This window comes from Streptococcus infantis (genome assembly GCF_047463635.1).
GTDB classification, from domain to species: domain Bacteria; phylum Bacillota; class Bacilli; order Lactobacillales; family Streptococcaceae; genus Streptococcus; species Streptococcus infantis_W.
The window spans coordinates 225,802-246,396 of sequence record NZ_JASHDL010000001.1 but is presented as its reverse complement, the minus strand read 5'-3'; the positions used below and the strand labels follow the sequence as shown (position 1 = coordinate 246,396).

The 20,595-nt window shown below is 32.3% G+C and carries 23 protein-coding genes, 1 tRNA gene, 1 pseudogene and 1 riboswitch; of the genes and pseudogenes, 6 read left to right on the top strand and 19 right to left on the bottom strand.

Annotated elements, in window-relative coordinates; translation table 11 throughout:
- Nucleotides 1–18: 18 nt before the first annotated feature.
- The 11 genes and pseudogenes from rocS to QM867_RS01120 form a co-directional block, all read right to left on the bottom strand.
- Entirely contained in the window at nucleotides 19–510 is a 492-nt protein-coding gene (gene rocS, locus QM867_RS01170) for a chromosome segregation protein RocS (protein ID WP_000021254.1), read from the bottom strand.
- A gap of 176 nt (nucleotides 511–686) precedes the next feature.
- On the bottom strand, nucleotides 687–1,565 hold the full coding sequence (gene truB / locus QM867_RS01165) for a tRNA pseudouridine(55) synthase TruB (RefSeq protein WP_414275989.1): 879 nt from the start codon (nucleotides 1,563–1,565) through the stop codon (nucleotides 687–689).
- Between the two features lie 19 nt (nucleotides 1,566–1,584).
- Complete coding sequence (locus tag QM867_RS01160) at nucleotides 1,585–2,670, bottom strand: AAA family ATPase (RefSeq protein WP_414275988.1); 1,086 nt, start codon at nucleotides 2,668–2,670, stop codon at nucleotides 1,585–1,587.
- Complete coding sequence (locus QM867_RS01155) at nucleotides 2,671–3,399, bottom strand: hypothetical protein (protein ID WP_414275987.1); 729 nt, start codon at nucleotides 3,397–3,399, stop codon at nucleotides 2,671–2,673. It lies immediately after the preceding gene.
- 12 nt (nucleotides 3,400–3,411) lie between these two features.
- Nucleotides 3,412–5,082 carry a hypothetical protein gene (locus QM867_RS01150; RefSeq protein WP_414275986.1) on the bottom strand — a complete coding sequence of 557 codons (1,671 nt, stop codon included), beginning with the start codon at nucleotides 5,080–5,082 and terminating at the stop codon, nucleotides 3,412–3,414.
- Between the two features lie 6 nt (nucleotides 5,083–5,088).
- The gene (locus tag QM867_RS01145) at nucleotides 5,089–6,363 is read right to left on the bottom strand and encodes a DUF2130 domain-containing protein (RefSeq protein ID WP_414314963.1); all 1,275 of its coding nucleotides are present in this window, start codon (nucleotides 6,361–6,363) and stop codon (nucleotides 5,089–5,091) included.
- Between the two features lie 80 nt (nucleotides 6,364–6,443).
- On the bottom strand, nucleotides 6,444–7,241 hold the full coding sequence (locus tag QM867_RS01140) for a formate/nitrite transporter family protein (protein ID WP_281334847.1): 798 nt from the start codon (nucleotides 7,239–7,241) through the stop codon (nucleotides 6,444–6,446).
- A 339-nt stretch (nucleotides 7,242–7,580) separates the two neighbouring features.
- Nucleotides 7,581–8,378: a formate/nitrite transporter family protein gene (locus QM867_RS01135; RefSeq protein ID WP_414294920.1), complete on the bottom strand. Its 798-nt coding sequence runs from the start codon at nucleotides 8,376–8,378 to the stop codon at nucleotides 7,581–7,583.
- Between the two features lie 158 nt (nucleotides 8,379–8,536).
- A pseudogene (locus QM867_RS01130) lies at nucleotides 8,537–9,145 on the bottom strand (hypothetical protein).
- Between the two features lie 28 nt (nucleotides 9,146–9,173).
- On the bottom strand, nucleotides 9,174–9,587 hold the full coding sequence (locus QM867_RS01125) for a hypothetical protein (RefSeq protein WP_414314962.1): 414 nt from the start codon (nucleotides 9,585–9,587) through the stop codon (nucleotides 9,174–9,176).
- Between the two features lie 115 nt (nucleotides 9,588–9,702).
- Entirely contained in the window at nucleotides 9,703–10,212 is a 510-nt protein-coding gene (locus QM867_RS01120; RefSeq protein WP_414267840.1) for a QueT transporter family protein, read from the bottom strand.
- Nucleotides 10,210–10,307, bottom strand: a riboswitch (PreQ1 riboswitch). Its footprint overlaps the gene before it by 3 nt.
- A 28-nt stretch (nucleotides 10,308–10,335) precedes the next feature.
- Between QM867_RS01120 and QM867_RS01115 the strand changes: the two genes are divergently transcribed.
- The 3 genes from QM867_RS01115 (at nucleotide 10,336) to QM867_RS01105 (ending at nucleotide 11,402) form a co-directional block, all read left to right on the top strand.
- Entirely contained in the window at nucleotides 10,336–10,770 is a 435-nt protein-coding gene (locus QM867_RS01115; protein ID WP_414267838.1) for a GtrA family protein, read from the top strand.
- 71 nt (nucleotides 10,771–10,841) lie between these two features.
- Nucleotides 10,842–11,222 (top strand): large conductance mechanosensitive channel protein MscL, encoded by a 381-nt coding sequence (gene mscL / locus QM867_RS01110; RefSeq protein WP_075231750.1) that lies wholly within the window; start codon nucleotides 10,842–10,844, stop codon nucleotides 11,220–11,222.
- A gap of 108 nt (nucleotides 11,223–11,330) precedes the next feature.
- Nucleotides 11,331–11,402 (top strand) — tRNA-Arg (locus QM867_RS01105).
- 137 nt (nucleotides 11,403–11,539) lie between these two features.
- Here QM867_RS01105 and QM867_RS01100 read toward each other — a convergent pair.
- A complete protein-coding gene (locus QM867_RS01100; protein ID WP_414294924.1) occupies nucleotides 11,540–11,923 on the bottom strand; it encodes a hypothetical protein in 384 nt (127 codons plus the stop codon).
- Nucleotides 11,920–12,312 (bottom strand): hypothetical protein, encoded by a 393-nt coding sequence (locus QM867_RS01095; protein ID WP_414294925.1) that lies wholly within the window; start codon nucleotides 12,310–12,312, stop codon nucleotides 11,920–11,922. Before QM867_RS01095 ends, QM867_RS01100 begins: the two co-directional genes overlap by 4 nt.
- A gap of 248 nt (nucleotides 12,313–12,560) precedes the next feature.
- On the opposite strand from QM867_RS01095, the gene QM867_RS01090 reads away from it, so the two are divergent.
- The 3 genes from QM867_RS01090 to QM867_RS01080 are packed head-to-tail and all read left to right on the top strand — an operon-like array spanning nucleotide 12,561 to nucleotide 14,560.
- Complete coding sequence (locus QM867_RS01090; protein ID WP_414314961.1) at nucleotides 12,561–12,791, top strand: helix-turn-helix domain-containing protein; 231 nt, start codon at nucleotides 12,561–12,563, stop codon at nucleotides 12,789–12,791.
- A 6-nt stretch (nucleotides 12,792–12,797) separates the two neighbouring features.
- A complete protein-coding gene (locus QM867_RS01085) occupies nucleotides 12,798–13,781 on the top strand; it encodes a hypothetical protein (RefSeq protein ID WP_414314960.1) in 984 nt (327 codons plus the stop codon).
- A gap of 2 nt (nucleotides 13,782–13,783) precedes the next feature.
- Nucleotides 13,784–14,560: a hypothetical protein gene (locus QM867_RS01080; RefSeq protein ID WP_414314959.1), complete on the top strand. Its 777-nt coding sequence runs from the start codon at nucleotides 13,784–13,786 to the stop codon at nucleotides 14,558–14,560.
- 713 nt (nucleotides 14,561–15,273) lie between these two features.
- Here the strand turns inward: QM867_RS01080 and QM867_RS01075 are convergent.
- The 6 genes from QM867_RS01075 to QM867_RS01050 all read right to left on the bottom strand — a co-directional run bounded on the left by QM867_RS01075 (nucleotide 15,274) and on the right by QM867_RS01050 (nucleotide 20,577).
- Nucleotides 15,274–16,335: a DNA cytosine methyltransferase gene (locus QM867_RS01075; RefSeq protein WP_414314958.1), complete on the bottom strand. Its 1,062-nt coding sequence runs from the start codon at nucleotides 16,333–16,335 to the stop codon at nucleotides 15,274–15,276.
- A 64-nt stretch (nucleotides 16,336–16,399) separates the two neighbouring features.
- Nucleotides 16,400–16,627, bottom strand: coding sequence for a helix-turn-helix domain-containing protein (locus QM867_RS01070; protein WP_414314999.1), 228 nt, complete (start codon nucleotides 16,625–16,627; stop codon nucleotides 16,400–16,402).
- 359 nt (nucleotides 16,628–16,986) lie between these two features.
- On the bottom strand, nucleotides 16,987–17,331 hold the full coding sequence (locus QM867_RS01065) for a hypothetical protein (protein ID WP_414314957.1): 345 nt from the start codon (nucleotides 17,329–17,331) through the stop codon (nucleotides 16,987–16,989).
- A 163-nt stretch (nucleotides 17,332–17,494) separates the two neighbouring features.
- Nucleotides 17,495–19,210, bottom strand: coding sequence for a kinase (locus QM867_RS01060; RefSeq protein ID WP_414314956.1), 1,716 nt, complete (start codon nucleotides 19,208–19,210; stop codon nucleotides 17,495–17,497).
- Nucleotides 19,211–19,293: 83 nt separating this feature from the next.
- The gene (locus QM867_RS01055; RefSeq protein WP_006153932.1) at nucleotides 19,294–19,461 is read right to left on the bottom strand and encodes a hypothetical protein; all 168 of its coding nucleotides are present in this window, start codon (nucleotides 19,459–19,461) and stop codon (nucleotides 19,294–19,296) included.
- A 351-nt stretch (nucleotides 19,462–19,812) separates the two neighbouring features.
- The gene (locus tag QM867_RS01050; RefSeq protein WP_414314955.1) at nucleotides 19,813–20,577 is read right to left on the bottom strand and encodes a hypothetical protein; all 765 of its coding nucleotides are present in this window, start codon (nucleotides 20,575–20,577) and stop codon (nucleotides 19,813–19,815) included.
- Nucleotides 20,578–20,595: the final 18 nt, after the last annotated feature.

Genomic DNA, 20,595 nt, shown 5'->3' with positions numbered 1-20,595 from the left:
AAACCAAGCAGTTTTTTCTTATCCTCCAAATAAGCGAGCAAAGAAGCCTTTCTTCGTTGCTTGTACCTCTTGCTTAGCCTGATCCAACTCCAACTGAAGGTTTTCTTGGTCCTTCATAGCTTGTAGAGTTAACTGTTGTTGTTGATCCAATTGCTTATCTTTTTCTGCGATTTGACGGTCTTTAACACGCATCTGTTCATCTTTTTCAGCTAACTGTTTGTCTTTGGCCTTTAACTGCTCATAAAGACGGATGATTTCAGCGTTCTTTTCATCAACAAGAATCTCCATTAACTCACGTTGCTTCACATCATCACTAACAGGTTCATCTTCAAAAATGGTTTTTTTGTAGATTTCTTCAAGCTTAATCAAGCCACTGCGAGTTACCACAGTGACTCCTTTATCATTTTTAGTCGTATCTTCTTCAGGTAATTCCTTGACACGGTTATTGATTGCTTGGCGGGACAAGCCCAAGACCTCAGCAATCTCACTAACAGTCATCTCAATACTCATAATATCCTCTGAAAGTTTTCTAGCTTTTCTTTATTTAAATATTATCATAAGCAAGCAAAACTGTCAAATATCACCGTGTTATCAACCCTTTTTCAAAATAATTTCTCTTCTAAACTAGACTGTCTATCAGCTTTTTTAAACTAAACATCAGTTTGTAATTTTTCCACCAGCTCTAATTAATAGAAAACCTTTCTTGGTTTATAAAGATGATCCCGTTTCTCTAAAATGGCTAATAATTTATCACCTTCAAAACCAGCCAATTCCTTCTCAGTTTGCTCCAATTCAATAAAGCGACCAAAACGCACTTCTTCTGCTTGTTCTGGAGTCAAATAAACTTTAACTAAGTCACCTGTTCCAATCTCTAATGGATGAAGAAAGTCTAGTTGTCCAGCCTCTACTTTTTCGGAAATTTCTTCCAAGGTCAAAGCATTATCTAACTGCAAGCCCGCTGCACTTGTTCGTGTTAAATGAGACATATGAGCTGCATAGCCAAGTTTTTCTCCCAAGTCAACTGACAAGGTACGGATATAAGTCCCTTTGCTGCATTTTACACGAAAAGTAAATCTCGCAAGTTTATCCTCATAAGAAATCGGACTTGTCCGTTCAAATTGATAAATCGTCACCTGACGCTCTGGACGCTCTACTTCTTGACCAGCACGCGCATACTCATAAAGTTTGCGCCCATTGACCTTGACAGCGGAATACATAGGTGGAATCTGAGTGATAGGACCTGTCAGACTAGCAATTGCTTCATCGACAAGATTCTCATTCAAAGGTGACAAAACTGGTGTCTCTGAAACTACCTCACCACTAGAATCCTCGGTAGTCGTGGAATAACCTAGAGTGATTTCCCCCTCATAGACCTTACCCTCGTCCTGCATAAACTCGACCATGCGTGTCGCCTTGCCAACCGCAATCGGCAAAACACCCACCACATCCGGATCCAAGGTCCCACCATGACCAATCTTCTTAGTTCCTAAAATCCTACGCAGCTTGAAAACTGCATCATGCGAGGTCATCCCTGCTTCTTTTTTAAAATTGATAATACCGTTCATTTTTGCTTTCTAATTTCATTCATGAAATATCTTCTTCAAGAATCGTAATGTAATTATCTTTTGTAGCCAAAGAAAGTTTACTTAAACGCTTTGCTTGATTCATAATTATCTTATCAAATACATTTCTTACAAACCGACCATTCGCATTTTTATTTTCAGGATTGTTACTATGTAATTCTAAATATTTTTTTAATTTATCTTTTGCAGAATCATTCAAAGTGTACTCTTCATTTTTGCAATATGAAAGAAAAATATCTAACATTTGATCCACAGTATAATCTTCAAACATAATAAAGTAGTTAAATCTTGATTTTAAGCCTGGATTAGATTCAAAGAATTTCTTCATTAAGTCATCATATCCTGCTACAATTACAACTAAATCATCACGGTAGTCTTCTAAAGCTTTTGTCAGTTCTGTTAAACACTCTCGACCATAACTGTCACTTTTTTCATTTTCTGTGATACTGTATGCTTCATCAATAAATAAAACACCACCTTTAGCTTTTTGAATTAGTCTTTTAACTTTTAAAGCTGTTTGTCCTTGGTATTCAGCTATTAAGTCCGTTCTAGTCGCCTCAATAAAATGACCTTTACTTAGTATTCCTAGAGAACGATACATATTACCAACAATTCTAGCAACTGTTGTTTTACCTGTACCTGGATTCCCGAGGAAAGCCATGTGCATCGTTCTATTTGTTTTTTTCAACCCAATCTTTTCTCGGTTTTTCTGAACTTTGTTAAAGATTACTAGGTCTTCTATTTCTTTCTTTACATTTTCTAATCCTATCAGAGAGTTTAATTCATCGGACAGCTCCTCAAATGATTTGGTCTTGATTTCTTTTAAAATAGCGTACTCACTATCTATAAATCTAGAACCAAGATATTTATACAATAATTCTAAAATACTAGTTTGTCTATCTTTAATCTTAGGAAATCTATCATTATTTGACGAATTACCTAAACGTTTTATAAACTCTAATTCCGAATACTTTTTATTATCAACAATTTCTTGAAGAACAGTCTCAAATTCAAAAGAATTATTTGTCAGATCATCAAGCTTTTTCACTTCTGATTTTAACAATTTTAAATAAGTTTCACTAATCATCTACATACCTTTAAACAATAGAAATAATACTATTAAAACAACGGTGATTCCTAGAGTATAGAGTCCTTTTTTTAGAAAAACAATCTCCTTTTGCTTTTCTTCTAATTTTGTTTCAAGACCTTCAACAACTAACTTTAGATTATTTCCCTCTGTTATTGATTTGTTATTGATTTCATCAAGGTAATTTTTAAAATTATTTTGTGTATTATTTACTTGTACTTGTAAATTATTAAAACTATTTTCTAGTTTTTCTAAATCATCTAATCTATCATGATGTTTCTTTAAAATATCAATTAAATCTTTATTTTGTTTAAAAACATCATTTAATAAGTTTTTATTATTTTCTTGATAGGCTTCAATTTCTTTTAATCCCTGTAAAGCCGTATTATTAGCTTCTTTTGCAGCAATTAAAGAGTCTGAAATTCTTTGAATATAGTCATCATCTAATATCTGAAAAGTTTCGTAAATTGTATTAAATTCTTGAATAATCTTTTTTATGTGCTGGTTTTGTTCAATCATTCTATTTTGAACAGCATCCGTGAGAGCGTTTAAATCCTTACCTTTAACTCCATAGTCGACAGAAAAAATATTAAATATATTCTCTTCCTGAGGAACTGTTGGTAAATCTGATTGTTCTGGTATTTCTTCACTAAAAGCTTTTAACGCTTCTTTTTTCTCATTAAATTTTTCAGACTTTGCCAAAACTTGAATCTCTAATTCTTCTGACATAACAATCCCCTCCTATAGTAAATCATTTAATACGTTTTGCATCTCAGCTAGTTCATCATGCTTTTCATCAAAATATACTTCATTATTTAGTAATCTTTGTTTGAAATTCACCTTAGATAGATAAATATCTTCTTGGACATTTCCAAGTAATTCTCGTAATTTTTGATGATTTTGGGCCATTTTACTAAAAATTTGGTTCCGTTTAATAGCAACATTTTCTTCGGCAACAAAAATTTGAACATCCTGAATTCTTAACAATTCATTTTTCTTATTAGCTTGTTTCTTTTGATTTTCCTCAATTAACTTTCTGGAAATAAATTGATCAATTCCATTAATAATTATTGCTCCCAAAATTCCGGTTAGTAAACTAGCTAAAAACATTCCCAAGATATTTGCTATGGTCCCTAAAAATTTAATCTCAAATCCCATTCCTGATAGTGGTAATAAGTACTTTTCAAAATATTCTCCTAAAAACATTGCTCCTACTCCTACTAATGCAGAAGTAATGATTTTTGAAATATGTGCAAGTTTAATCTCAGTAGAATGTGACTGACTTTCGGGATTTGATAGATAAGAAATACTCTCTCTTATTGATCCAAATATTTGCTTAATCAAGTTTGGTAACTTTTTCAACTTTTGAGCGAAAGCTCCAATAATTTCTCCCACGATACTCCCAACAAAACTATCAATTCCAACTTTGATAAATTCTTTAATTTTACTAAAGAAGGAATGAAGCGCATTTTTCATTTCATCTAAGAATGTATCAAACGAACGTTTTTTAGATTTAAAAAAACGAACCAAAGCATTCATTATTTCTTTCAACATCCCAAATAACGCTGCAACAAACATAGCTTTAACTGCATCTTTACCTGCCTTGTTCGCCATTCTTACAGGAGCTTTTTTTGCTATATCTTTATTGATAGCTTTCTTGGCTTTTTTCTCAACCTTTAGCATCTTATGTGAATCAGCAGATAATTTATCATTTAATTTTTTATTATTTTCAGCTTTAAGATTTCGCTTTTCGGGATCTGAGATATTCATCTTATCAATTTTTTTATTAGCTTTTTCAACTTGTTCTTTTAGATTTTTTTCTCTTACATCTCTTTTCTTTATATACTCGCTATTAGATTTTGCCCCTTTACTTTTATTAAGAGATTCATTAGTTGCTGCAAAATTTTCTGATTTATTGGCTAAATCAGAAGTTTCAATATTTGCTATTTTCCTCCATGTGTTTTCAAAAATCTGTTTTCTTGGTATGACATGATCCAAATTAGCTTTTTCGTTAATTTTAATTGTTTTTCCAGTATATTCATCCTTTAAATTTCCATTTTTTTGCTTTTCTTTCATAGCATTATTTGCATCAGTATACCTTTTATCATTCATTATTTTAGCACCCTCTTCTTTTGTATAACCATTAGGATGTTTATCGTTATACTGCTTAAGAAGTGTGTCGCTTGTCATGTCTAAATCAATTTGATTCGCAAATTGACTCCAAATTTCATCTAAAATGACATCTCCTAATTTATCCGGTGAACTAATTTCTTTACATTCTAGTTCTAATTTCTCAAGATTAGAAAACTCCATAGTAAATTGCTGTTCCAATAGTTCTTCTAATTCGTCATAATTTAAATTTTCAGAGCCATTTACTTCTTCAGTATTCAATACTAATAATTCATTTTCCACTGCTTTCTACTCCCCCTTCAAGGCATCAAATTTCGCTTTCATAGTTGGATTTTTTCTTGTCAATTTTTTAACGGAAACATCATCCAATTTGTTGTTAGCAAGGCGCAGTTGGTTTTCTGATGTGGTCAGGAATTTCTTGACTTCTTCCATCCGCTTGATGGACTTGTCGATTTCGTCAATGGCCTTACCAAAGTTAACAGAAGCTGAATTATAATTCTTTGCAAAAGCTACCTTGAAAGCGTCCAAATCTTCCTCAAAATGCGTGATATCGATATTTTGCTCGCGAACCAAAGCCAATTCCTGCTTGTATTTGAGAGAATTAAGGGCAGCGTTGCGCAAAAGTCCAATTAGTTGAATAAAGAACTGGGGACGAATGACATACATCTTCTCATACTCGTGGCTAACATCGACAATCCCTGTATTGAAGTAGTCGTTATCAGCCTCAAGCATAGTTACCAAAACTGCATACTCACAGTTTTTCTCACGGCGGTCCTTATCCAACTCTTTGTAAAAATCCGCATTCTTATGTTTCTTCTCTGTCCCGTCTGCTTCATTTTTCATCTCAAACATAATGGAAATGAATTCTAGTCCATTTTCATCAAAATCACGGAAAATAAAATCACCCTTAGAACCACGTGCTGAAACCTTATTGTCCTTCTCAAAGTATGCATTTGGAAAGGCAAAGCTTCGAACCTTGTTAAACTCACTTTCTGCATAGTGTTCCAAACTTTCACCGATTGCCTTGGTTGATTGTTGCGCCTTGAAATTCTTGTAAAATTCAACCTGTTCACTGGCTGCCTTAAGCTGGGCTTCGTAGTTTTGTTTAACAGAAGCTAGAGACAACTCATTTTCTTTTTCTTGTAAGAGGAGCTGATTTTTGACCTGATCGCGTTCTTTTTCAAGATTAGAAAGAGTTTTTTGTAGTTGATTTTCATGCTCCAAGCGCAAGGTAGCCAATTGATTTTCGAGAGCTTGGACTTCTTTTTCTTTCTCTAGCAAGCTTTGACTAGCACTTTGCTCCACCTCTTTCTTAGCCAATTCTTTTTCTGTATCAAAGTTGTTAATTTGACTTTGAAGCTGGGCAATTTCTTGATCCTTTTGAGCCAGTTTTGCCTGTTGTTCATTTAAGGCTTTTTGTTCCACTAATGTCAACTCTTGCTTGATTCGCTCGTGTAATTCCTTATCAAACTCTACAGTTCGAACTTGAGAAATCAATTCTGCATATTGACTTTCATTGACTGTAAATACTTCGCCACAATTGGGACATTTAATCTCGTTCATGTTATTCCTCTATATTTATCTATTCTACATTCATTATAGCATGGAAAAACAAAAAGAAAAAGTTGGAATGAATCCAACTTTTAATCTACGTATGTATCTTCGTTTTTATTTAAGAAGGCGTAAGGCAATCCTATCAGTAGACCACCACCAATAAAGTTACCAATAAAGGTTACACCCCAGTGACGAAGAATATTTCCAATACCGAAGTTTGCAATTGAATCAGCAGCGACACTGAATTTCACAATCGCAAATGATGCAAAGTTTGCGGCGATGTGCTCGTTTGTTAAGAATACAAACATGTAAATCGCAGATAGAACTAACCAAAGTTTAGCTCCCCCATCTTTGACTAAAACAAATGAAAGAATTGCGATATTTACAAAGACATTAGCCAAGATAGCTTCGAGTAAGACTAGTTCATTTGAACGGCCCAACTTCATTTCTACAACGCCAGAAATAAAGCTATCGTGTGTTAGGTTTGCATAAGCTGCTGAATGGGCAAAGCCCCAACCTGCTATAAGAGCACCGATCAAATTAAAGAGTGTACAGTATAGAAGAATTTCAGCTGTTTTTCTCCAGCTAATTTTTTTCAAAAAGCTACCAGCTGTCAAGAACATCATGTTAGATGTTACTAACTCAGCATTCAAGAAGACAATGTAAGCCAATCCCCAAGCGAAAACAAATGGGAAGAGGAAACGTCCACTACCAGGAGCAATCTTATTAATCAAGTCAGCTCCAACTGCACCAGCTGCTGTACTAAATGTTAAGAATGCACCAGCAAACATTGAACGGATAGCATACTTGAATTTACTTTGACTGTAAAGACTTTCCTTTTTCTTACAAGCAAATTCAATTTTTGAGATAAATTCTGAAGAAACCATATAAACTCCTAAAACTTTTATTTGTGAATATTATAACATAAAATCGAAATTATGGGAAGGCTTTCTTAAGACATAACTTTAAATTCTTACTAATTTTAGCAATCCTTTCCATCCTTATTCTATACATTTATTTTATTAATTTATAATTATTATTTTAGTTAGGTTTATATTTTCTATACTAAATTATTTAATATATTTTACCAATTGGAGTAATAATAAATTTCTGAAATAAAGATTAGATTAAAGTTATCAGCCAGTAATGACTGCATTTAATTCTAAATAAAAAGAGAATCGCAATGATTCTCTCTTCTTCTATTAGCCAATATAAAATACTCAGGTCTAATCAACGTAAGTCTCTTCGTTTTTGTTTAAAAAAGCGTATGGTAAGCCTATCAAGAATCCTCCACCAATCAAGTTAGCAATAAAGGTAACTCCCCAATGGCGTAGGATATTTGGAATATCAAAGTTAGCAATTTGGTCAGAAACAATGCTGAATTTAATAATGCTAAAGGATGAAAAGTTGGCTGCAATATGCTCGTTAGATAAGAAAACAAACATAGAGATAGCTGATAAGATAATCCACAACTTAGCACTGCTATCCTTAACCAAAATAGAAGATAGAATGGCAATATTTACAAACATATTTGCCAAAATCCCTTCCAACAAGACCAACTCACTAGGTCGTGCCAACTTCTTGGCTACAATCTTTGGTAAGTAACTATCGTGAGTCAGGTGTGAAAAAGCCGATGAATTAGCAAAGCACCAACCTGCTAAGATGGCTCCAACTAAGTTGAAAAAAGCACAATAAAGTAAGATAATAAAGGCTTTCTTCCAGTCAATCTTCTTCAAGAATGTTCCAGCTGTCAGGTACATCATGTTTGATGTGACCAATTCAGCATTTAAAAATACAATGTAAACCAGTCCCCAAGCAAACACAAAGGGAAAAAGAAAATAGCCAGCACTAGGAACAATGCTATTGAGTAGATCAGCACCTATGGCCCCAGCGGCTGTACTAAAGGTTAAGAAAGCACCTGCAAACATCGAGCGAATGGCATATTTAAACTTGCTTTGGTCAAATAGACCCTCTTTCTTATGGCAATAATAATCAATCTTTGAAATAAATTCTGAAGAACTCATATAAACTCCTAAAAATTTTTCTGTTACTATTATAACATAAAAAAACTTAAGGAAATAAAGTTTTTTCTTTTTTTAATTAATTTCAGACCTTATTTTTCCATCATCTTTTTTAGAAATCCATACCCAAGCTACAGAGAAAAATCATTACCATCTAGTTATTAGTTGCCAAAGTTCATCATTTCTTCCCTACTCATTCCAACAAGCTCTGAAACCCACAAGCCCACAATATCTGACAAGACAGAATCACAAATATATTCATTCTCACCATGACCATATTTACAAGTGAAAAGAGGGGTTCTTATGGCTGATTGATAAAATTTTAAGGCTAACTCTTGCAGTTTTTCTGGATCAAATTCAAGTCCCAACTCTTGTGCAAGTCCAGTTCTCACTTTATCCCAATCTTCACCTTTTGACTGATAATTTTCTCGTGCTTTGTCGATAAATCCCTGACTGAATTTTTCCAACAAATGCTTGTTTTGATAGAGCAAACGACAAGAAAAATCAGAGATAGAAGCAGTATGAAGTAAGAAAGTCATTAAGGCTTTCTGCTACCCGACCAACTTGGCCTTCACTCCCTATAAAGCCGATACTCTCATCCTCAAGAATTACATATTCTCCCTCGCAAAGGCCTGACAAGCTAGAGAATATTCTTCATCGTTGTTAGAAAACTGCACCTCTCTGATTTGATCATAAAAGTAAATATCACACTCATCTAAAAGTAATCTTCTTAAATGCTGATTATTTCTGATTATTTGTAACCTTTCCATCTTTATCCCTCTCCAATATTTGGAATTGTCAGTGAATGATAACTTTGATATGATACTTTTTCGTTTCATTTTTTAAATTTCTGACAAGCTTATCATTCTCTTTTGATTGGCCAAAGAAATAGGCTAGAGCTTTTCCGCTCTTTTGTTCAATACACAAAAAATATCTAGCACCATTCAATTTAACACTTGGAATAAAATCGACCTCAATCTTTTTAATATTATTCAGTGGTATAATGCGCTTTCTAAAAACATAAGCATTATGGATATAAAATCTTCCCTTAGAAATATGAAACGGGGCGAAAAAGTTTCCGCCACTTTGACGCACAATGACATAACGACGCCATAGAATCAGTAAAAGAAGGAAGGAAATAAAGTAAATAGCAAAAGTCAAAACCGAGCTTTTCATCATTGATTTTAGCCCAATTAAAAAATAATCTATCATAATTAAAGCTCCTTTTTACCTTATTATATCACTTTTATTGTACAACTAGTTTTATGGACAAAGAAAAAGACTGAACAGAGTTCAGACCTTTTCATGAATACTTGATGTGATTTCATTATCTAGTCAAATCAAGACGTTTACCGATTTTTCCAATAAGAATAGCACCAACAATGAGTGAAGCGAATTCTCCGATAGCAGTTGTAAACCAAGTTAAGAAGAAAGGTGCTTCTGCTACGATGTTCAATTCAGCAGCAATGGTGATCATTGAAATCGAAAAAAGAATTGAAAAGAAGAAATGATCTTTACGAATCAATCCATTAAAAAGATAGTCTTTACTATATTTGCTAAACAACCATACGCCTAAACTTAGGAAGACAAGCGTAGAGCCTCCACCAACTGCGACATCGATGATTCCAAAACTGAAGAAATTAGCAATCATACATCCAAGAGTAACACCGATAATGTACTTAGGATTGTAAAAGGCAAGGAAATTCATCATTTCAGAAATACGGAACTGATAAGCACCGTAACTGATAGCATTAAGGGGTGGTGTGATTGTCAAAACCACATAAATTGCTGCGACAATGGCAATATCCGCCATATCACGGACAGTTAATTTTTTCATGTTTTCTCCTTTAGTGACAATATCACATATAATATGCTTGGTGAAAGAAGCTAAGCACCAAGGGTTGAGCAAGTCAACCTTACAAGTATAGCACATTTATCTCCTTTATGCTATACTATTTTTATGAAAACATACATCAAAAAATTCTTCGATAATGAAATCCTCTCCTACTTATTTTTCGGGGTTGCAACTACTCTTGTTTCGATCATTGTTCGTATCACGATTTTTTACCTTTGCCAACAAGAATTATGGGCGACTGCTCTGGGAAATATAACTGGAATTTTGTTTGCTTTTTTCACCAACGATACCATTGTTTTTAAACAGAAACGAAAAAATTGGTTCAAGCGTCTGATAAAATTTACGACCGCTAGATTCATAACTTTCCTCTTAGACCTGCTGCTGACCTTTATTTTTGTGACAAGCTTCCCCCATATTATCGGTCAGTTTGTAGGTGATAATCTCAATACTATCAACACAATTGAGACTATTTTTGCACAAGTTACAATCATAATCCTCAACTATATCTTCAGTAAAGTTTTTGTTTTTAAAAAACACTAAGCATATTTCTTGCATTCAACAGATGATTAAGTTATAATTTAGATTGTAAAAATTTCGAAAGGAAAAAGAAAATGTTAAAGGATCTTAAAGAATTTTTGCTCCGAGGTAACGTTGTAGACCTTGCTGTCGGTGTGATCATCGCTTCTGCTTTTGGTGCTATCGTGACTTCATTTGTTAATGATATCATCACTCCACTCCTATTGAACCCAGCCTTGGAAGCTGCGAAAGTACAAAACATCGCTGAGCTTGCATGGAATGGTGTTACTTACGGTAAATTCTTGAGTGCTATTATCAACTTCCTTGTAGTTGGTACTGTTCTATTCTTTGTGATTAAAGCTATGGAAAAAGCTCAAAGCCTTACTAAAAAAGAAGAGGTTGTTGAAGAAGCACCTGCTGGTCCAACTGAATTGGAAGTTCTTCAAGAAATCAAAGCTCTTCTTGAGAAAAAATAATCATATAGAGGATTCGGTTCAATACTGAATCCTTTTTTTATTCTCCTTTTGCTGAGTTTAGAAAAAACTTGAGTTCAGCTCTCTTTTTTGATATAATAATTAAAGTTTCCACCCTTAGTGTAATGGATATCACGTAAGATTCCGGTTCTTGAGATGGGGGTTCGATTCCCTCAGGGTGGATATTTTATAAAGAACTTACCAAAATCTGTAGATAAAGCTGTAAGGATTTAAGCTCTATAATATTTCTAGTGGATAAATTCCCTATAGATATTATGGAGTCTATTTTATTATTGAAAAGGTTTAATTTTACCTAGGCTTCAGTCTAGTTTTTTTATAATCGGAAATGCCTCTGTAAGGACGTCTATCCCAAAATTAATTCCCTGAACTTGGTAGTGATAGATTGGAACAGAGTAAATTTTTTGAACTCTGTTTTTGAGGTGACTATCTATTATTTCAAGTAAAATCCCATCTGATAAATAGGGAATTTCTGGTCCACTAAGTAAATCTTCTTCTAGTAAATTCAGGTCCCACCCCTGATCGATAGATCTGCAGAAAAGAATCTTACCAAAATCTATACAGTATTTTAACTTTTGATTCTTTAAGCCTTCAAGAAAAATTTGCAGATGATTTTCTTGAGAAAGTTGACACCGTAATTCATACCAATCATACTTGATTTCCTCACCAATATGAACCCACTTCATTTTTTACCAACCTCTTCTATCCTTATATCACTCTCTTGATTTTTATAGAGAATTAAGTCAACGACTAGATTCTTTGCACAAATACGAAAATGAACCAACTCTTCTTCAGTCAAAACTCCACCCGCCCTATGAATCACTTCTGTAATCAGGCTACTGGTCTCTAGCTTACAAATCGGGGATTCAAGCGCTGGCGAACTAGGAATCTGATGAAGAGCATCAAATAAGTCTCTATCTATGATTTGGTAAAAATGACAGAAGGGAAATTTCAATCGAATCAGATGTTTCTTACCCTTCAAAGTCATCGTAGAAATCTCGTAATGACTATTCTCACTAAAAGCTGCACTAGCTTCATATTCATCTTCTGGAATAATAGATTTCCACTCTAGCATAAAATCTTTCCCTCTACTATTTTCAATCATCTCATTAATTTTCAGTTTGAAGCTCATCTTCTTTAGAAATTTTCAGGCAAATAAGCAAATAAATAAATAAATAAATAAATAAATAAATAAATAAATAAATAAATAAATAAATAAATAAATTTTACTTTCTTAAAGTCACCTGAATACTATTGTTGCTTATAGTCCGTTGTCTCAAAATCAATATAATTTATAATTATATATTGAGGAGGTGTAATCCTGTGGAAAAAGATTATTTAACATTATTTGGTCAGCGAGTACGAGAACTGCGTCAGAAAACTGGTCTCAGCCAGGAAAAATTCGCATTAAAGATTGAAATGGATCGAACTTACTTCTCTTCAGTAGAATCAGGGAAAAGAAACATTTCCTTATTGAACATCAAAAAAATTGCAGATGGGTTGGAAATATCTGTGGATAAGCTGTTTGAAGATTTAAAACAAATTGAGAGGTAAATAGGTTTGAAAGATATTAGAACATTATGCGAAGAATGGTCAAAACAGACATATAGAGATGGCTTGAATGAAATAGTAATCAAAGATGCAGAACTATACAAACAAGCCATTTCAATTTTTACAGAACTAAAAATAATTGATATTCCAATGAACGGTTTTTCATGTGAAAATCTTCCAAAAACACATGAACAAGGAACTGTAATCAAGAAAACATATTCCGAAATATTCCATGAAGAGTTTAAGAAAAAAACTTTTACACCAGCGTCATATATGTTGCAGTTATTAATCGAAAGTAACAAAAGTACAAATGAAAATAACAAAATCATAGGCTCATTGGCAAGGGGGCTCAGAACTTTAACTTCTCTATTAAGAGAACCTGATTTTGCATATGTTTTACAATGTAAATTAATGACATTTGATTCAGATGTAAAAACATATTTAAATTCCAAACAGGACAGCTCTGATCACACAGATGTTTTACTTAATTACATGAAAAATGAGTATCGTATCTGGCTATATCAATTCTCACCTAGAGGATTACCACATGACATAGAAAGACTTACTGGAAAACGTGGGGAATTGCCCATTGGTACGCACATAATATGTCCCCTACATACTGAAGTTGCTATCAAATATGTTGCTCTATGTAAGAGACTCTCTAAATACAAACTCAAACTTAATTCTTATAAGAAAGAACTTTTAAAATGTAGTGAACGAGCTATTAAAAAACGAGAAAACATTGAGTCTAAGATTCAAAAGACAGATACAACAATAACTGATTTAGAAAATCAAATTGAAAGAGAACAGAAACTTTGTCTACAAGAATTAGATGTTGTTTATGGTTGGTTCTTTTATTCAGAGCACTATCTTAATAGGACTGTCGATTATATAAATAGTTTGTCACCTATGAAATACCAAGATGTTGTAGATATCCTATCTGCTCCTGAAAGATTTGTTGGTAATCTACAGTCATTTACCAAAGGAGAATAATTATGAACGTTGGAGAAAGAGACGAATTAATATTTAAACTAATAATGATATACAAAAGAGATCATAACGAAACACTATTTGGTCAGCCAATAAAAAGTGTTGGCTTTATGGGAAAAGAATTTGGCAAACTTCCAGTCGATTTCACAATAACTGAATTAAAAGAAATGTCAGATACTCATCTTGAAACAATTGCATTTAGCATAGGTAGTGGAAAGGCTCCTGCTGGAGCAAAAGCGGATGTAGAAATAAATGGAGAAGGCGTCTCATTAAAATCATTGCAGGCTGCACCCGCTGCACTGGTTAATCATACTTCTCGTCCAGGCTTTGAATTTGCTTGCCAAAACGCAAAGGTTTCAATTGAAAATCTTGATATAATTATTGATGACTATTGGAAAAAAAGAATGTCAGGAATAATTGCAGAAGATACTAGAACAACTGATTTAAATTGTCCTTTTTCCAGATATAAAGAATATTTAGGACCAATCCTCAAATACTTCTTATTTGATGGAACAGGTAGTAAATTATCCATCGCGCCTGCTAAATACCTGATTGAATTTTCAAATCCATATGATGAAAGTTCATACAAAAGATTAAATAGACAAGATGCTGTAGATGCAATTTGGCCAAAATTGATTTTTAGTCTCAGAGCAAAAAAAGGAATGCCTTCTAATTATAATATTAATACATACAATGGAAAGAATGCTGATAGCATTGCTAAATGGGTAAGATATTACAGTAACGACTACAGAGGCGCTTTACATATACGCACATCAAAATAAAAATCACAATTCATATTAACAAAGGCGGAATGAATAAACTCATCTCGCCTTATCTTATATTATTCCTACTTATAAAAGCTGACGTACTATTGCTAAAACTACTACAGTAGGGAGAGGATTTCCAACTTGTTTACCCTTATTTCCTGCAGGGTAGAAATTACAAGAAAATCCTTGTGAGCGAAGATATTCTTCAACAACAATACAACGTTGAACACCATCTACACGATAGCAATCTCGATTGTATTTGTTATCTATCTCTGAATGTCATCTCACCTCTTATAAAAATTATGAAAGAATGACCCCTTCCTGTTATTCCGCCCATTATTTTTTAAAATAAAATGTCACACACAGTTGGCGCTAGATACCCAAATGAGATATCTATGTTATTTCTCACACAAAAAATAAAAACTCTCTTCCTTATTTTCGGAACACCATAATCTTAATATCTAAAACTTAATACTCTACTTTTTATCCAAATTCGGTATGACCTTCTATTATAGGAAAATTTGTACATAATAAATTAAACGCTGGTATATCTTCGTTCTTTATCTCACTAATTTCTTCAACATGTATAATACCATAATTCTACTTAAATATCTCTATAGCTTTCCCATCTGTTTATTATGCCATTACGCAATGACTGCCACATTTACTAAGCATATTGAAAGCCACCTATCCCCGAAAACAAATCTAGAAATGTAAATGTTATTAACCTAATCTAAACAGTCAAACAAAGACAATTGTCCATACTGAGGATCTGGTCCATCTTCCCACGTTCCATTAAGGACATCTCGAATTTTTTCTGCAATTGACTGAATTACATTTACGGTAACAGTATTTCCGAACTGTTTATACAAATGTGTATCAGCTAAGACAAGTTTATACGAATCTGGAAATCCTTGTAATCTTGCCCACTCACGAGGTGTCATTTTTCTAATACCTTCCTTGTTTATCTCACCTTTGATATGCGTAGTCGGTGTCAAGTCTGTTTGTCTTTTATCTATTACCAAGTTTCTTTCTCTCCCCATTCCACCACATACAATAGCACCTGCAATACCATGCCATTCTCGTATTTCGTATCCAAATCCATTACCTTTTGCTGCATGCCGTTCTTTATGTCTTATTAAAGTCTCCATATATGTATCACTTAAATAATATTTCGCAGGAACAGGATTTTCTTCTTGTATATCTATTAGAGTTTTTGTTGAATCTGTTGGATTAGGAAATTTAAAATATTTAGGCGCAATATCATCCCTAAAAGCAACTATATAAATTCTCTCTCTATTCTGTGGAACACCAAAATCCTTGGAATTCAATACTTGAGAAAAGACTTTATAGCCTAATTTTTCAAAGGTATTACATATTACTTTAAATGTTTTTCCTTTATCATGGATAGTCAATCCCTTTACATTTTCACAGAAGATAACTTTAGGCTTGTGATATTCACAGATTCGTGCAACATCAAGGAATAATGTTCCTCTACATAATCCCTTATAATCATCATCAAATCCCATATGTTTTCCAGCCATACTAAATGCCTGACAAGGGAATCCTGCTAGACATATATCAAATGAAGGAATATCTTTTTCATCGATTTTGGTAATATCTCCAGCAATTTCAAAATTATCATTAAAATTTGCTTTATAAGTCTTCTGGGCATGTGCATCCCATTCACTCACAAAAACTGTATCAATTTCATTATCAAAAGCCCTTTCGAACCCCATTCTTATTCCACCAATACCAGCAAATAAATCAATAGTCTTATATTTTTCCATACCAACTCCTTAAAAGTAGTTTCTTTTTTATAATATAGACATTCATATTTAAAAAAAGAAACATTCAAAATACTATATTTTCTTTTGAAATATTACAATCAAATTCTAAAATATCATCTACCTTACAATCTAATTTCTGACATATATTTTCGATTGTTTCCAAAGAAACGTACTCATCTTTCTTCAATCTAGATGTAATGTTTGCACTATATCCCACCATACGTTGTAATTGTGAATGAGTGAGTTCTCTCTCTATTAAGACATGTGATAACTTTTTATAACTAACGCTCATCATCAACCTCCTAAATAAATTCTAACATAGTTTATCACGAATTCATGAACTTTTCAACGAAATGATAAAAATAAACCCTACAAAAATTACAAATCTTATGTAGGGGTGCCCCATTATTCTATAGCAAATTAAAGTGTTTAAAAGCCTTTAAAATGGCATCTTCTTTTTCCTTTATACTGTTTTTCGTAACTCTAGTATATCAGATGAACATGTTTTTGTTGTACTTCATTTTACAAACGAGCTTCATAGAGTTCTTCTCTAGAAATGGTCTTTATCATCTTCATTTGAAACACCTTTACCCTTATATTTTACATCACCGTTTTTATATTTACCAAGCGAAAACGCAAATTCAAAGACTTCTAATTCTTCACTTCTGCATTTTCGCTTAATATAAAAAGTAAATCTTGTTTTAAACCGTTAAATTCCTCTATTATTTTATCTAAACTAGTTTCAATATTTTCAACATGGATCTCTGATAGCTTACCATGATTGTACGAAATCATTCTTTCAGCGATAATATGATATGACCAACTCTCTGTGAAACGTCTGTCTCTTTCTTCGTTATGAATAGCAAAACCAATTGGAAGGAGATTGTTTCTAAGACCTATAGCAACTGCCTGTGAACTTATACCTAAATAATCACCAGCAATTTTTAATGTAATTTTATTCAATTTTCTAATATCTTCGTCGGTATATTTCGGCATGTTAGTACTCCTTTGTCATAATCCAAAATGCAATATCATCTATTTAAAAATATCTTGATAGGATGCTATCTAGTTCCTCGCCTTAACTATATAATTTATGTGTTGCACACTGTACTCTAAAAGCTAATAATCTAAAATCTATTCAATGAAAAATTATTATTAATCAAAAAAAAATTTCTTCATATTCATAGTTTCGATGTTTTCTATGAACTCCAAATATTTTTTTCGGTAAATTATCTCTAGTTAAATAAAGCTTTTTATCTTCTAACTCACCTTTATCAATCTGTTTAAGAGAATCTTCAAATTCGTCTACTTTATAGAATAAAAGACCATCATAATGTTCTACACCATCATCATTAAATTCAATAGTGTTATTATGAATGTCATATACTAGTTTTTGTTTTATTCCATCTTCATATTCAAATACAAAATATATATTATACTTCTTGAATTCTCGGATTTTTTTACAAAGTTCATCAAATTGATCATGGTAAATAAGATTTAACTCACGTCTCCTCCTTTCTGGAATAATACATGATCCCAATAAGACGAAATAAAGGTAGATCGCATTTCTACGTATTTTTTCAACCAAATCCCAATCATTTAAATTATGAGTATGAAAGAAACCGTTTCGACATTCAATTCTAAAACAACTAATCATGTCAGTAACTGTTTTTGCGTTATCCGGATTTGAAAAAATATGCTTATTACATCTTAAAAAATACTCAAAAGTTCCAATAGAACTATCCATGAATTCTTTATGATGTTCCGTAAATTCGATATATGGATAGTTTGTGAACCTATAATTGTTCCCTTGCTTATTTTCAGGGATTTTATTAAATTTGTTATCAATTAGCTCAAAAACTGGGATATTCTGTCTGAAAGCTTTTTTTAACATATCTCGTTTCATTGCTATTTTACAATCGTTGTCAATATTGAGCATAACAATCTTATACAATAACTGTTCAATAGATTTTAAGTATCCACTAACGACAGAAGTATAATCAAAGTTTTTTTTACCCTTAAACGAATAATAAAGCCATTCCGATGTTATAAAACTTGCAGCATATTCGTTCGAACTTACCATTGTTTCATATAATTTATCGAAAATATATGATTTATGCATATCATCCAGATTTTCAAAAATAATATCTTTTTGAGTGAGATATAAATAGTTCTGGACTTTCTTATCATTTGCGTTAATAATCTGATACCTGTAATTCAAATAATCCCAATCTTTAAGCTTTTTCTGTTCAAATATTTTTATTGAAGCCAGATTCATTTTAGAAAGAAATTTAACAGATTTATAACCTGTGATTTCCTTTGTAACGTTTAGGTAATTATCAATAGAATCAATAAACGCTTTATATTCTTCTTCACCAAATTGTTTTAAATAAAATTCATGAATAGATAATGCTCTTATATTTACATTTGCATCTTTATATTGTTGATTCTCTAGCTCAATTAATTTTTTTGTTTGCTTACCTTTTGAAGTTCTAAGGATAATCGCTTTATCGACATGATTAGATTTAAGAATACTATTGATATCTTCATCTTCAAGGAAATCTGCTAACCTATATCCTATTCGTTCATGATTTTCTTTAATTATAAAAATAAATGGAGCATCATGTGAATATTCTACAGGTATATTATACTCCTTCAGTACCCGCCAAAGGATGTTAGTTAGTAATATTTTAGCAGCTTTTTCCTGTCTTTCTACTGCGAAACGATAAAAATAGAAATCATCATCAGCAAATTGAAAAAGTTCTTCATTCCGAATAAACTGGGATTTCACCCACGATTCTATAAAATGCTTTAGCATATTTATATTTTTATCAATTTCTTCTTTATAGATATATGAACAATCAATTTTTTTCATTATTTTTCTAACCTTGAATATTTTTATAAAATAAAAAAAAGCATAAAATCCTGAGATTATGTGCTTCTCCAAATATATAGGAGTTAACAGTTGCTTTTAGTAGCAACTGCAAACTCCTTAGTAGCTTCAATCGCATGGATTGAAACACGCTCAGCTGCTGAAGAATCCATATTCAAAGCGAAAATGGTTCCAACCGCAGCTGTGCCAAGGGCAACAACGAACTTCCAGTCAATTAAGACAGTTAAGTTCATAGCACACACCTCCTTTCAGGCTTTAAAGCCAAAAATATATATAGGTGGGTATATTGTCGCCCTATCCAATGTTTCCACTGGACTACTTTAGTATACTTCAGAGATTTAAATCTGTCAATGTTTTTAAAGCGTAATACACTAAAATTGGTAATGAAACAGAGTATATTTAAATAGTGGAAAATATATAAAATCAATTTAAGAGAATAAGAAACCACTAAGGTCTTATTCTTAAACCTGTTAATCATTTAACTGAAAACTAACGAGTCTAAGTTTTTGTATAGACAGTAAAAAGTATTAATCTGATACTAGTAGCATAGCATAGCATACAGATTCTGATTCAAAGTAAAATTATTACAATTTTTTTAGATAAATAATAAAATTTACTCGTAGAACATCTATATACCACAAAAGAAATGATTTTCTTATAAAACCATCATCAAAATCCTGTTTTCCGAATGATTTTTCTACTAAGTTTAATCGTTTCAACATATCTTTTCGAATATCTGATGCTTTAAAAATTTCTGAGTTTGGTAAAATCCATGGAATTAGATTCGAAGAATCTGTGATCAAATAAGTTCGACTATCCAAATACTCAACCTCAATCCTTTTGTTAAAAATCATCCAATTTAATAACTTTATCATAAAGCTATTTGGTCTATGAAAGTAATATCTCCAACTACCTCTCTTTTTATTTAGATATTTAATGTTTGCCTCTATAAATTTCAAACCCAAACATTTAAAAACTAATCTGCGATGTTGTCCATTAGTGGATACCATAAATACACGACCTGATTCATTTGGTGCTGGATATTCATCCAACCACAAACCTGACATATCATTAATATGTAATTGACTATTATTCCTATGCTTTAATGCATATTCTAATAGTTCACTTTCTGAATGATGATAAAAATGAAAACCTTTCTCAAGTACTACCTCTTCATTAAGAACAATGTCCTTTTTAAACTTACTATAACTGTATGGTATACAGAAAGGTTCAAAGACTGATTTTTCTTTTGCTTCTTCTAGTCTTTTTTCAAAAATAATTTTTAATTCAGATTCTGATACATCGTCGTAATTAAATTGTTCTTCTAAACATATTTTATCTATTCTCATGTGATTTCTCCAAGCTTA

Coding starts and splice junctions, on each gene's coding strand:
- rocS (WP_000021254.1), bottom strand. CDS start 510: ATGAGTATTGAGATGACTGTTAGTGAGATTGCTGAGGTCTTGGGCTTG.
- truB (WP_414275989.1), bottom strand. CDS start 1,565: ATGAACGGTATTATCAATTTTAAAAAAGAAGCAGGGATGACCTCGCAT.
- QM867_RS01160 (WP_414275988.1), bottom strand. CDS start 2,670: ATGATTAGTGAAACTTATTTAAAATTGTTAAAATCAGAAGTGAAAAAG.
- QM867_RS01155 (WP_414275987.1), bottom strand. CDS start 3,399: ATGTCAGAAGAATTAGAGATTCAAGTTTTGGCAAAGTCTGAAAAATTT.
- QM867_RS01145 (WP_414314963.1), bottom strand. CDS start 6,363: ATGAACGAGATTAAATGTCCCAATTGTGGCGAAGTATTTACAGTCAAT.
- QM867_RS01140 (WP_281334847.1), bottom strand. CDS start 7,241: ATGGTTTCTTCAGAATTTATCTCAAAAATTGAATTTGCTTGTAAGAAA.
- QM867_RS01135 (WP_414294920.1), bottom strand. CDS start 8,378: ATGAGTTCTTCAGAATTTATTTCAAAGATTGATTATTATTGCCATAAG.
- QM867_RS01125 (WP_414314962.1), bottom strand. CDS start 9,587: ATGATAGATTATTTTTTAATTGGGCTAAAATCAATGATGAAAAGCTCG.
- QM867_RS01120 (WP_414267840.1), bottom strand. CDS start 10,212: ATGAAAAAATTAACTGTCCGTGATATGGCGGATATTGCCATTGTCGCA.
- QM867_RS01115 (WP_414267838.1), top strand. CDS start 10,336: ATGAAAACATACATCAAAAAATTCTTCGATAATGAAATCCTCTCCTAC.
- mscL (WP_075231750.1), top strand. CDS start 10,842: ATGTTAAAGGATCTTAAAGAATTTTTGCTCCGAGGTAACGTTGTAGAC.
- QM867_RS01100 (WP_414294924.1), bottom strand. CDS start 11,923: ATGAAGTGGGTTCATATTGGTGAGGAAATCAAGTATGATTGGTATGAA.
- QM867_RS01095 (WP_414294925.1), bottom strand. CDS start 12,312: ATGCTAGAGTGGAAATCTATTATTCCAGAAGATGAATATGAAGCTAGT.
- QM867_RS01080 (WP_414314959.1), top strand. CDS start 13,784: ATGAACGTTGGAGAAAGAGACGAATTAATATTTAAACTAATAATGATA.
- QM867_RS01075 (WP_414314958.1), bottom strand. CDS start 16,335: ATGGAAAAATATAAGACTATTGATTTATTTGCTGGTATTGGTGGAATA.
- QM867_RS01070 (WP_414314999.1), bottom strand. CDS start 16,627: ATGAGCGTTAGTTATAAAAAGTTATCACATGTCTTAATAGAGAGAGAA.
- QM867_RS01065 (WP_414314957.1), bottom strand. CDS start 17,331: ATGCCGAAATATACCGACGAAGATATTAGAAAATTGAATAAAATTACA.
- QM867_RS01060 (WP_414314956.1), bottom strand. CDS start 19,210: ATGAAAAAAATTGATTGTTCATATATCTATAAAGAAGAAATTGATAAA.
- QM867_RS01055 (WP_006153932.1), bottom strand. CDS start 19,461: ATGAACTTAACTGTCTTAATTGACTGGAAGTTCGTTGTTGCCCTTGGC.
- QM867_RS01050 (WP_414314955.1), bottom strand. CDS start 20,577: ATGAGAATAGATAAAATATGTTTAGAAGAACAATTTAATTACGACGAT.